Source organism: Mycobacterium sp. 852014-52144_SCH5372336 (assembly GCF_001665615.1).
In the GTDB taxonomy this organism is placed as follows: domain Bacteria; phylum Actinomycetota; class Actinomycetes; order Mycobacteriales; family Mycobacteriaceae; genus Mycobacterium; species Mycobacterium neumannii_A.
In genome coordinates this window covers 311950-323425 of record NZ_LZSW01000047.1, presented here as the reverse complement: position 1 = coordinate 323425, position 11476 = coordinate 311950, and the positions used below count along the sequence as shown (strand labels likewise).

Here is an 11476-nt window from a genome sequence, read left to right as displayed (position 1 = left end):
CGTCGTGACCATCACCGAGCGGCTCGACCCCGCGCTGCGCCACCTGGCGGAGGTCCGCACCGACCTGTCGCCAGGACTGCTCGGCGTCGTGCGCGATTCGCTCAACCAGCGCCGCGCCGAAACGGTCAGGGCGGTCAACGACATCGTCGTCGAGATCGAAGAGCGGGTGGCGGACTCGGTTCCGGTGCGGATATACCGCGGCGCGGCCGCACCGTCGCCGGCGGTGATCTACTGTCACGCCGGGGCGTTCGTACTGGGCAATCTCGACACCGACCACCTGCAGTGCGTCGAGCTGGCCAGGCGCGCCGGTTGTACGGTGCTTTCGCTCGACTACCGGCTGGCGCCTGAGAATCCCTTCCCTGCGGCGCTCGAGGACGCGCTGGCCGTGCTGAACTGGACGGTCGAGTGCGCGACCGAACTCGGACTCGACGCCACCAGGTTGGCGGTTGCGGGGAGCAGCGCAGGCGGCGCGCTGGCGGCAGGACTCGCGCAACGTTCGGCGGACTCGTCGGCGCCGCCGGTGGTGTTTCAGCTGCTGCACCAACCGGTGCTCGACGACCGGCCCACCGAATCGAAGACGGAGTTCACCACGACGCCGGGCTTCGACGGGCCCGCCACCGAGATGATGTGGCGGCACTACCTCGGCGATACGGCCGCCGATGCATCCGCGGTTCCGGCCCGCTCGGCCGACTTGTCCGGTGTGGCAGGCGCTTTCATCAGTTGCTCAGAGCTCGACCCGTTACGTGACGAAGCGGTGGAGTATGCGCTGCGGCTGATGCGCGCCGGCGTCGCGACCGAACTGCACGTGTTTCCGGGCACCTGTCACGGGTTCGACTCGCTGCTTCCCGAGTGGGACACCAGCATCCGGCTGTTCGAACTGCAGGGCGCGGCGTTGCGGCGCGCGTTGCACGGCAGCTGAGTACGGATGCTCGCCGGCGCCGAGTGTCCACAAATTGTCGTGATGTGGCGGCGTGTCGTGTGCAGACTCGGTCGCTCGCGGGGGTTGTTACGAGGTGAGTTCGCGGGCGATCGCGGAGTGGTAGGCGTCGATGTGTGCCGGGTTGACCGCCCGGAAGAACCCGTCGGGCATCGGGGCGTGCTTGGGGGCCTCGACCGTCATCGTCCGGGTGAACAGTGTGATGTCCTCGCCCGGCCGGGTGAAGTGGTACTCGACGGTGATGCGGCCCTCCATGCCGCCGTTGCCGTCGCGGTCGTGACCGAGCCGGCCGACCGAGGTGAAGACCCAGATGGTCGGGCGGGCGGCGACGGCCAGGTGCCAGGTGAAGATGCGATCGCCGTCGGGACCCGTCTCGGTCCAGGAGTCGCCGACGCGCAACGGCAGGTGGTGGGGCAATCCGCCGATGTGGGCGCTGGTGGGATACGTCTTGGGCCAGTTCGACGGGTTGGTCACGAAGTCGTAGATCTCCGCCGCCGGGTGTCGAAACGCGGTCTCCGAACTGGTGGTGACGATCCCCAATGTGCTGCCTTCCGTGGATGAACCGGTTGAGACTTTACAACTAACCGCACTAGTGTCACGGTGTCCAGGTGGACTTCTCCCGCGTAGAGCTGAGCGAGGACGACCGGGCGTTTCAGGATGAGCTCCGGGACTTCCTGCGCTCCGTCGTCACCGACGAGGTCATCCAAAGGGACCGCGAAACGGGTGAGAACTTCGACGAGGGTGTCCATCTGGCGCTCGCCGCGCGCGGATACCTCGCTGCGGACTTCAACTCCGAGGCCGAAGGCGGGTTCAACGCCATCCGTCGACGGATCTGGGAGCTGGAGATCGGCCGCTCCCACGCACCGTGGTTCCACTGGCCCACGACGATGATGGTGGCACGCAGCCTGCAGCAGTTCGGCTCCGAGGAACTGAAGCAGGAGATCCTGCCGATGGTTCTCTCGGGGCACTACCGGCTCTGCTTGGGCTACACCGAACCCGAGGGTGGCTCGGACGTCGCGACCTGCAAGACCCGGGCGGTGCGTGACGGCGACGCCTGGGTGGTCAACGGCTCCAAGATGTTCACGTCCAACGCGCACAACGCGCACTACGTTTTCCTGATCACCAACACCGACCCCGCCGCGCCGAAACACCAGAGCCTGACTATGTTCCTGGTGCCGCTCTCCTCGCCGGGCATCGAGATCCAGCCGATCCGCACCGTCGATGGCGACCGCACCAACATCACTTATTACAGCGACGTCCGCGTCGACGACAAGTACCGCGTCGGCGCCGTCAACGGCGGGTGGTCGGTGTTGCGCGAGGCGCTCAACGCTGAGCACGGCACCATCGAACGCGACGACCAGGGTCTGCAGAAGCTGGCGACGATGACCGAGCACCTGCTACTGCTCGCCGAGGCGGTCGACCGCATCGCCGCCGTTGTCGGCGAGGAGGATTCGGCCCGGTATCGCCTCGGCCGCGCGATCGCCAGGATCGAGGCGGCGATGAGCACGCCGGAGATGTTCGGCCGGGTGGCCAACGCGCAGACGATGCGCGACGTCGCACCGGATCTGATGGATCTGGTAGGCGCCGCAGGAAGCTTGCCGACCGGCGCCGAGGGCGCGGCGGGGGACGGGGGAGTCGAGTACGCCTTCCGCCTGGCCGGACCCGCCGGTATCTACGGCGGCACGCTGGAAGTGTTCCGCAACATGATCGCCCAGCACGCACTCGGGCTCGGCAGGCCGAACTACTCGCCACCGGCGAAGCGGCCCGCTTAGAGCCGTGCGATCACCTCGCCGGCCAGCAGGTCCAACGTCTGGTCGGATGCGCGATCGTGGGTGAACAGCACAATCTGGCCGAAACCGAGTTCGTGCAGTTCGTGCAGCCGGTCGACGACGGCGGTCGGCGTCCCGATCAGGCCGCCTTCGCTGAGCCCGAATGCCGGTGCACCGAAACGTTTCTCGGCTAGCCGCTTCACGTCCGGCAGCGACGCGTCGTCGGGTGCCAGTGCCATCACCGCCTCGACCGACAGCACGATGCTCGACGGATCCCGGCCGACGTCCGCACAGATGGCACGCAGCACCGACACCTTGTGCTGCAATTCCCCCAGGGCGTACGTCGGCACGTTCCAGACGTCGGCGTAGCGCGCGACCAACGGCAGCGTGTACTTCTCGCCGACACCGCCGACCACGAGAGGTGGCCCCTGCTGCACAGGACCAGGTTTGACGGGGAAATCCGTGACGGTGAAGTGGCTGCCGCTGAAGTCGATTCGCTCCTCGGCGAAGGCCTGGGTGAGGATCTGAAGCGTCTCGCCGAGGCGTTCGGAACGCTCGCGAAACGACCCCCACGGCAGCCCCACCCGGTTGTGCTCGTCCTCGATCGACCCGCTGCCGAGCCCGAGTTGCAGGCGGCCGGCCGAGATCTGGTCGAGTGTGGTGACCATCTTGGCCAGCACCGCGGGATGGCGAAACTGGTTGCACAGCACCATGTGTCCGACGCGGATGCGTTCGGTGTTGCTGAGCAGCGCGGTGGCCAGCGTCCACGCCTCCAGCGACGGATAGTCCGGAACGCCCGGGCCGTAGAGATGGTCGTAGAGCCACAGCGAGTCGATGCCGAGTTGCTCGCAGCGCCGGGTGCGATCCAGCATCTGCCCGTAGGTGAAGCCCATCTGAGGCAGGTACACGCCGATCTCGGGCTTGCCCATGTCCGCAGTTCCCATCGCTGTCGAAGCTGTACTTTCCGCGGTTCGCATGGTAACGACATTCTCGGAAAACGAGAAGAATGTTCTAGACGGGACACAAAGACATGCGGTTCACCTTCACCCACCCGATGCACACCCATCCGTACAACCCAGAGTTGGTCACCGGCAGGGGAATCGCGACGGTCGCAGCCGCCGCCGAGGCCGCGGGGTTTCACGGCTTCGGCTTCACCGACCACCCTGCGCCGACTGAGCGCTGGCTGAACGCCGGCGGCCATGACGCGGTGGACCCGTTCGTGGCCATGGGTTATGCGGCCGCGACCACGACCACGCTGCGGCTCATCCCCAACATCGTCGTGCTGCCGTACCGCAATCCGTTCGTGGTCGCCAAGGCCGGTGCCACCCTGGACCTGCTGTCGGAGGGACGGTTCACGCTCGGTGTGGGGGTCGGCTACCTGAAACGCGAATTCGCCGCGCTCGGGGTCGATTTCGAAGAGCGCGCCGCCCTGTTCGAGGAGGCGCTGGAGGTGATCCGCGGCATCTGGACCACCGACGACTTCTCGTACGAGGGCCGCCACTTCACCGCCAGCGGGATCACCGCGCACCCGCGGCCCGTCACCGATCCCCATCCCCCCATCTGGATCGGCGGCAACACCGGCGCCGCCCGCAAACGCGTCGTCGCCTACGGCGACGGGTGGTGCCCGTTCCCCGCACCGGCCGTACTGGCCCAGACCGCGCGCACGGCACCGATGGACGTGGACGCACTGACCTCCGGCGTCGAGGACCTTCGCCGCCGCTTCGACGAGGCGGGACGCGACTGGTCGCGCATCGACATCACGTTCACCAACCCCGACGGCGGCAGCCCCGGCGGCGATGACTTCAACGCCGACGCGTACCTGTCCGGCCTGGAGAAGCTGGCCGGGATCGGGGTGACGTGGGTTCAGGTCGGTCTTCCCGGCGACAGCCTCGCGCACGTGCTCGACACCATCGAGCGGTTCGGGGAGTCGGTGATCGCCAAAGCCTAGCTACGGTCGCCGAATCTGAACTTCTGTGCGAAATTTCGGCGCAATATCGAGCACAGATTCAGTTTCGGCGCGGTGGTTATCGGCACAGGGGTTATCGGTGGGCGTCGGGCGAGGGCAACTCGGCCAGCACATCGGCTCGGGCCGGGTCGAAGCTCAAGAAACCCGCAATCGGCAGCGTCTCGGGCGGCGGTTCCGGATAACACCACGCGACGTCCTCGACCACCGTGTCGCCGACGACGGCCGACCAGTACGACGCGTAGCCCTTGTAGTTGCAGTAGGTCGTGGTCGGCGACGGCCGCAGCAGGTCGGTTCGCACGTGCGACGGGTCGACGTAGAGGCGCGGCTCCAGCGACGTCTCGAACACGATCACCGTCTCGGCCGTGTCGACCAGTGCCTGACCCGCCACCGTCACCCGCAGCGCGCGGTGCGTCGGACGGCAGTCCACGCGGTGGTAAGGGTTGGGCGGATAGTGCACGAGCGTGCGGCCTTCCTCGAGCCAGGTGTCGACGGCGTCCCACGGCACGCGGACGTATCCCGGCGCCTCGACCACCGGCTCACTCGGAAGGTCGCCGACCTCGTCGACGGGAAAGGCGTAGCTGAGCGGATGGTCGCGCCGATGCACCATCAACGCCCGCTCGGTGTCGAGCACCGTGCGACCGCCGCGCAGCGCCTGCACGCGGCGCGGATGAGGTTCCACGAACACCACGTCGTCGGGCAGCGGGGGCGTGAACCAGCCGGCCGGATCGTTGCTCAGCGGTCCGCGGGCGGCGACGAGGGTCATGCCGTCAGCCTGACAAATTTCGGGCAGATCGTCACCTCTTGACCGAACGCGCTTGAGAAGGAGCACGATTGGGAAACCGGTAGGCGTCGGCTGGGCGAGGGGGATGCGGGGAGGTATGAAGCGACTCAACGGCGTGGACGCGTTGATGCTGTACAGCGAGACGCCCGAGGTCCACATGCACACCCTCAAGATCGGCATCCTCGACGTGTCGGGCGTCGAGAACTACAGCTTCGACATGCTGCGGGAGGTCGCCTATCCGCGCCTGCTCGCGCTGTCGGCACTGCGCTACCAACTCGTCGACATCCCGCTGCGGCTGCACCATCCGATGTGGTGGGAGAACCATGACATCGACCTCGACTACCACCTGCGCCGAGCACACGTCGCGCCGCCGGGTGGACGGCGCGAACTCGACGACCTGATCGGCCAGATCGCCAGCACGCCGCTGGACCGCAGCCGGCCGTTATGGGAGATGTACGTCGCCGAGGGGCTGACCGACGGGCGCGTCGCGATCATCCACAAGGTCCATCACGTGCTGGCCGACGGCGTGGCCTCGGCCAACCAATTGGCCAAGGCCTTGGAGGACGAGACGCCGACGCCCGTTCGCGCCGTCGCCGATCCCGCGATGCGCAGCACCGCGCAGCTGGTCAAGGCCGCGGGCCGCGACCACGCGCACCTCATCCGCCGACTCCCCAGGCTCGTCAACGAGACGGCCGCGGGTGTCGCCCGGGTGCGCAAGCGCGCCAAGGAGCGCGGCCGCCATCCCGACCTGGCCCGCAGCTTCGCCCCGCCGCAGACCTTCATCAACCACGTCGTGTCCCCTGGACGCCGCTTCGCGACGGCCCCGCTGTCGTTGGCCGAAGTCAAGGAGACCGGCAGGCATCTGGGTGTGACGCTCAACGACATCGTGCTGGCCACCGCGGCCGGGGCGCTGCGCACGCTGCTGCTGCGCTACGACGGGCACGCCGACGCGCCGCTGATCGCCGGCGTCCCGGTCAGCACCAATCCCTCGCCAGATCGGTTGACGGGCAACGAGTTCACCTACATGATGCCGTCGCTGCCGGTGCACATCGCCGACCCGCTCGAACGGGTCCGGCTCACCGCAGTGGCGACCAGGATCGCCAAGGAGAGCCACCAGCTGCTCGGGCCGGCGGTGCTGCCGGCGTGGATGTCGTACCTGCCGCCGGCGTTGGCACCCAGATTCTTTCGGCTACAGGCGCGTCGGATGGAGTCCGGCGCGGTGATGAACCTGACCATCTCCAACGTGGCGGGGCCCCGCGACCGCGGGCACATCGCCGGCGGTGTACTCAGCGAGATCTACTCGGTGGGCCCGGTGGTCACCGGCAGCGGGATGAACATCACCGTGTGGAGCTACGTCGACCAACTCGCCATCTCGGTGCTGACCGACGATCGCACACTCGACGACCCGCATGAGGCCACCGACGCGCTGCTGGAGTCCTTCGCCGAGATCCGCCGCGCGGCCGGGCTCCCCGGTGAGTTGGCCACCGTGGCGTCGGCCCTCCCGCTGGCCGCAGCATCGCACTGACCGACACCGCAGCCTCGGACCTTTACAGATCGCGACAATAGTGTCACGCTCTAGGGGCGCCGTGACAGCCCCTCGAGCGGCGCCGCTGACCGATCGGATAGGAACTATGGCAACTCGAACCTTTCCCGACGACGTCGTGTCGGTGGACGGTGCTTCGGCCGCCGACGGCCCGGCCAACCGCCATCACCTGACGGTGCTGGCGGCGGACCTGGCCGACGTGATCGGCCCCGCCGGCGGCTGGCTGTTCGACCGGGCGCAGGCGGGATGGGATGTCGACGTCTGGGTCGAGCACTGCGCTGACGAGCGGCCGCTGACGATCCTGGGTGCTGCCGCCCTCGACGAGACGTCGGAGGCCGTCCTGCGCGACGTGCCCCGCAACGGTGTGCTGGCGGTCAGCACGGCGTTGCTGCGCGACGATCCGCAGGTCCGAACCCGCGTCGTTGAGCTGGCGAAGCGCGGCGTGGAGGTGATGGCCTGGGGTCAGGACCGGCCGGGTGACGGTGATCGCATCGACACGATCGAGCACCGGCTGAGTGTCGCGGCCCGCGCGTTCAAGGCCCACGCCCTGACCGCGGCCGGATTGACGCACAGCGTCGACGCCACCGAGACGCTGATCGACCTGGGGGTCGATTCCTTCCGGCCGCTGAATCCCGTCTAGCGGATCCAGCCGCGTCTGCGCAGCCACCAGTCGCGCGCGACCGCGGCGATGATCAGCACGGCGAATCCGATCAGGAAGAGGTCTTCGACGTGCCCAGTGTGGTTGCCGTGGATGAGGGCGAGCAGGAACAGCGCCGCGATGATGCCGCCGATGTGGAAGAACTTGGGGTTCTCCTTCGACCATCCCCACTCGGCGGACGGCACGTCTTCGACGTCGACCCCGCTGTGTCGCTGCACCTCGGTGTTGGCCACGGCTGCTCCTCATGGTCGGGCTCGGTACTGCCGACATTCTGGCATATGTGTATTCAGGGCCTACTACGCCGGCCGTAGGGTCAAGCGTCATGACACCGCGGACGCAAGGAGCGCAACGGCAGATGCAGTTCGAGGGCAAGGTCGCATTCATCACCGGCGCGGCGCGGGGCCAGGGCCGGGCGCACGCCGTCCGATTCGCCGAGGAGGGCGCCGACATCGTCGCTGTCGACCTGTGCGAGCAGATCGACAGCGTCGCCTACCCGATGGCGACGCAGGAAGACCTCGACGAGACCGTCAACCTGGTGGAGAAGACCGGCCGCAGGATCATCGCCGAACGCGGGGACGTCCGCGACCTGGAGCGCATGCGGGAGATCGCGGACAAGGGCGCCCAAGAGTTCGGCCGCATCGACTTCGTGCTGGCCAACGCGGGGATCCTGCCCGCCGCCGGAGAGCAGGGACGCGAGATCTCCGCGTTCGTCGACGCGGTGAACGTCATGCTCAACGGCGTCTACTACACGATCACCGCGACGTTGCCCGCCCTGCTCGCCCACGGCGACGGCGGCGCGATTGTGATCACCAGCTCCGCGGCCGCGTTCAAGCCCGTCACCGTCGACTTCGGCACCATGAACCACGGCGCGGCGGGCTACACGGTCGCCAAGCATGGTGTCATCGGCGTGATGCGCCACTTCGCGCGGGCCTTGGCGGAGAAGAACATTCGCGTCAACTCGGTCCACCCCGGCGGGGTGGCCACTCCGATGATCTACAACGAGGCATTGGCGCAGTGGTCAGGAGAGCATCCGGCGTTCAGCGTCAGCCAGCAGCCGTTGCTCAACGTTCCCCCGGTGGAGCCGGAGGCGATCAGCGACGCGATGGTGTACCTGTGCGGCGCGTCCGGCAGATACCTGACCGGGGTCGCGCTGCCGGTCGACGGCGGTCAGATCATCAAGTGAGCTCGGCATATCGACGCAGCGCCTCCTTGCGTTCGGCGGCGTGGTCGACGATCGGCTCCGGATAGCCGTCGTCGTCGACGTCGGGCACCCAGCGTCGCACGTAAGCGCCGTCGGGGTCGAACTTCTCACCCTGCGTGGTCGGGTTGAAGACGCGGAAGAACGGCGCGGCGTCCGTCCCGGTGCCCGCAGCCCACTGCCAGCCGTGCTGGTTGTTGGCCATATCGCCGTCGACCAGCTGCTCGAGGAACCAGCGCGCACCCCACTGCCACGGCAGATGCAGGTCCTTGACCAGAAAGGAGGCCACGATCATGCGGACCCGGTTGTGCATCCAGCCGGTCTCAGCGAGCTGGCGCATGCCGGCGTCGACGATGGGGTAGCCCGTCCTGCCCTCTTTCCAGGCCTCGTACCGCTTCTGTGCGTCGGGGCCGTCGTCGACCTCCATGTCGTCGAACGACGAATTCCAGTTCCACCAGGCGCTGCGGGGCCATTCGGCGAGCACCGCGGCGTAGAAGTCGCGAAACGCCAACTCGCGCAGGAACGCCTGCGCGCCCTCGCCCCGGCCGAGATCGGCGGCCATGGTGCGCGGATGGATGGTGCCGAACTTCAGATGCGCCGACATGCGGCTGGTGCCGCTGCGGTCGGGGCGGTTCCGGTCGTCGGCATACGTATCGATTCCGTTGGCCATGAACGACTTCCACTGCTTGCGGGCCGCCGTCTCACCGGCGGGCATGTCGAGGGCGACCCCCGCATCCGGGATGTCCACCGCGCCCGCGACATCCGACGGGTCGAGCCAGCGCGCCGATTTCAGGCCGGACGCGGCGGGCGCGCGCCAGCCGTGTTCGCGCCAAGCCCGGTGAAACGGGGTGAACACCTTGTACGGGCCGCCGTCGGGTTTGGTCACCCGCCCGGGGGAGACGAGGTACGGCGAACCCGACGCCTCGAGAGGGATATCGCCCAGTGCGGCCTCCACGGCGTCGTCGCGCCGCCGACCGAACGGCGCGTAGTCCGCCGAGATGTGCACCGCCGGCGCGCCAATCGCCTTGGCGACAAAGGGTATTCGCTTTTCAGGCCGGCCTCGCGTGACGTACAGCCTGCCGCCGAGGCCGTCGCGCAGATCGCGCAGCGCGTCGTAGAGGTACTGCAGTCGACGGGCTCCCGCCGACGCTTCGAGCCGGGGATCGAGGACGTAGCAGGCGAGCACCTCGCCGTCGCCGGCGGCCGCGGCCAGCAGCGAGGGCAGATCGCGCAGGCGCAGATCGCGACGAAACCACAGCAATGTGGGCATGGCATTGATGCTGCCCTGAAATCGCGGTAGAGAAACAGGATGGAGTTCTGGTCGGGCACCGCGTTCATGAAAACGTCAGAGATCCTCGGGCTCGCCCGCGCCTTCGACGAGGCCGGTTACGACGGGATGGTGTGCTCGGATCACATGATCTATCCGCGCGAGCTCAGTTCGCCGTATCCGGATTCGCCGACCGGAAAGCCGATGTGGGCACCGGAGACCGCCTGGCCTGACTGCTGGGTGCAGATCGGTGCGATGGCGGCGGTGACGACGCGGCTGCGGTTCTCCAACGCCGTGTACATCGCGCCGGCGCGACCGCTGCTGGAGGTGGCCAAGCAGGTCGCGACCGCGTCGGTGCTGTCCGACGGCCGGGTGTCGCTGGCCGCGGGCGTCGGCTGGATGCGCGAGGAGTACGAGTTGATGGGCCAGGATTTCCGCACCCGCGGCAAGCGGCTCGACGAGATGATCCCCGCCCTGCGCGAACTGTGGCGCGGCGGCTGGGTGTCGTGGAGCGGCGAGTACTACCAGGTGCCGGAGATGATGATCGAACCCCATCCGGTTGGCCCGGTGCCGATCCTGTGCGGCGGGGAGTCCGACGCCGCGCTGCGCCGCGCCGCACGGCTGTGTGACGGGTGGGTCGGCTACGCCTACCGGTGGGACGATGCCGTGGGCTACGCCCAGACGTTGCGCGCGCTGCTTCGCGAGTACGGCCGCGAGAACGAACCGTTCGGCATCATGCTGGCGCTGCTCGAGCCGCCGTCACCGGATTTGTACAAGCGGGCCGAGGACGCAGGCATCACCGCGGTGATGTGCAGTCCGTGGATGGGTTTGGACCTCGAACCCGGGGGGGTGGAGCGGTATCGGGAGCCCATCGAGCGATTCGCCGAGACCATCATCGCCAAGGTGCGGCCGTGACCTTCTCCGAGGACGAGATCCGTGAACTGGTCGAGTGCCTCTACACCTCGATCGACCGCAGGGACTGGGCGACGGTCGAGAGCCTGGTCTCGCCACGGCTGGTCGTCGAGGTCGACGGACCACCGGCCCTCGGGTGGCAGGAGTGGCAGTCGCACCTCGAGGAGTTCACCCGGGGTTTCTCCGACGGACGGCACGCGATCGAGGAGATACTGGTCGACGGTTCGCACGGCATCACGCGGTTCACGTTCTCCGGCACCCACGACGGCGAGTTCCGTGGCATCCCGGCGACGGGGACCAAGGTCGAGGTCACCGGAATCCACATCGACCGGTTTCAGGGCGACACGCTGGTCGCCCACCGCGGCCAACTCGACCTGCACGGACTGCTGCGGCAACTCGGGGCGGGCTGAGACGGGGCTGACGCCACAGGAGAGGGCAGCCCGGT

The 11476-nt window shown here is 68.0% G+C and carries 13 protein-coding genes; 8 read left to right on the top strand and 5 right to left on the bottom strand.

Translation table 11 applies throughout. From position 1 onward, the window contains the following. The first annotated feature begins 4 nt into the window (after positions 1-4). On the top strand, positions 5-919 hold the full coding sequence (locus A5759_RS12265; RefSeq protein WP_068197810.1) for an alpha/beta hydrolase: 915 nt from the start codon (positions 5-7) through the stop codon (positions 917-919). 87 nt (positions 920-1006) lie between these two features. Here the strand turns inward: A5759_RS12265 and A5759_RS12260 are convergent, their stop codons facing one another. Continuing rightward, positions 1007-1477 (bottom strand): SRPBCC family protein, encoded by a 471-nt coding sequence (locus tag A5759_RS12260; RefSeq protein ID WP_068197808.1) that lies wholly within the window; start codon positions 1475-1477, stop codon positions 1007-1009. A gap of 68 nt (positions 1478-1545) precedes the next feature. On the opposite strand from A5759_RS12260, the gene A5759_RS12255 reads away from it, so the two are divergent. Then, complete coding sequence (locus A5759_RS12255; protein WP_068197806.1) at positions 1546-2709, top strand: acyl-CoA dehydrogenase family protein; 1164 nt, start codon at positions 1546-1548, stop codon at positions 2707-2709. Here the strand turns inward: A5759_RS12255 and A5759_RS12250 are convergent. Continuing rightward, entirely contained in the window at positions 2706-3635 is a 930-nt protein-coding gene (locus A5759_RS12250) for an LLM class flavin-dependent oxidoreductase (protein WP_068197803.1), read from the bottom strand. The two genes, A5759_RS12255 and A5759_RS12250, sit on opposite strands and share 4 nt — an antisense overlap. Before the next feature lie 101 nt (positions 3636-3736). Here A5759_RS12250 and A5759_RS12245 point away from each other — a divergent pair, with 101 nt between their 5' ends. Beyond that, positions 3737-4654, top strand: coding sequence for an LLM class F420-dependent oxidoreductase (locus tag A5759_RS12245; RefSeq protein ID WP_068197801.1), 918 nt, complete (start codon positions 3737-3739; stop codon positions 4652-4654). Between the two features lie 91 nt (positions 4655-4745). On the opposite strand, the gene A5759_RS12240 is transcribed toward A5759_RS12245, so the two are convergent. After that, complete coding sequence (locus A5759_RS12240; RefSeq protein ID WP_068197798.1) at positions 4746-5435, bottom strand: DUF427 domain-containing protein; 690 nt, start codon at positions 5433-5435, stop codon at positions 4746-4748. Positions 5436-5550: 115 nt separating this feature from the next. Here A5759_RS12240 and A5759_RS12235 point away from each other — a divergent pair, with 115 nt between their 5' ends. Together A5759_RS12235 and A5759_RS12230 are read left to right on the top strand one after the other, a co-directional pair. Next, positions 5551-6978: a wax ester/triacylglycerol synthase family O-acyltransferase gene (locus A5759_RS12235; RefSeq protein WP_068197796.1), complete on the top strand. Its 1428-nt coding sequence runs from the start codon at positions 5551-5553 to the stop codon at positions 6976-6978. 106 nt (positions 6979-7084) lie between these two features. Further along, the gene (locus A5759_RS12230) at positions 7085-7636 is read left to right on the top strand and encodes a hypothetical protein (protein ID WP_082962091.1); all 552 of its coding nucleotides are present in this window, start codon (positions 7085-7087) and stop codon (positions 7634-7636) included. Here the strand turns inward: A5759_RS12230 and A5759_RS12225 are convergent. Further along, the gene (locus A5759_RS12225) at positions 7633-7887 is read right to left on the bottom strand and encodes a DUF2631 domain-containing protein (protein WP_068197794.1); all 255 of its coding nucleotides are present in this window, start codon (positions 7885-7887) and stop codon (positions 7633-7635) included. The two genes, A5759_RS12230 and A5759_RS12225, sit on opposite strands and share 4 nt — an antisense overlap. Before the next feature lie 89 nt (positions 7888-7976). Between A5759_RS12225 and A5759_RS12220 the strand changes: the two genes are divergently transcribed. After that, a complete protein-coding gene (locus A5759_RS12220) occupies positions 7977-8837 on the top strand; it encodes a mycofactocin-coupled SDR family oxidoreductase (RefSeq protein ID WP_231984619.1) in 861 nt (286 codons plus the stop codon). Here A5759_RS12220 and A5759_RS12215 read toward each other — a convergent pair. Continuing rightward, positions 8830-10122, bottom strand: a complete 1293-nt coding sequence (locus tag A5759_RS12215) for a deoxyribodipyrimidine photo-lyase (protein ID WP_068197788.1) — start codon at positions 10120-10122, stop codon at positions 8830-8832. The two genes, A5759_RS12220 and A5759_RS12215, sit on opposite strands and share 8 nt — an antisense overlap. A gap of 39 nt (positions 10123-10161) precedes the next feature. On the opposite strand from A5759_RS12215, the gene A5759_RS12210 reads away from it, so the two are divergent. Then, positions 10162-11034: a TIGR03619 family F420-dependent LLM class oxidoreductase gene (locus A5759_RS12210; protein WP_068197785.1), complete on the top strand. Its 873-nt coding sequence runs from the start codon at positions 10162-10164 to the stop codon at positions 11032-11034. Further along, entirely contained in the window at positions 11031-11441 is a 411-nt protein-coding gene (locus tag A5759_RS12205; RefSeq protein WP_068197783.1) for an ester cyclase, read from the top strand. Before A5759_RS12210 ends, A5759_RS12205 begins: the two co-directional genes overlap by 4 nt. Positions 11442-11476 lie beyond the last annotated feature (35 nt).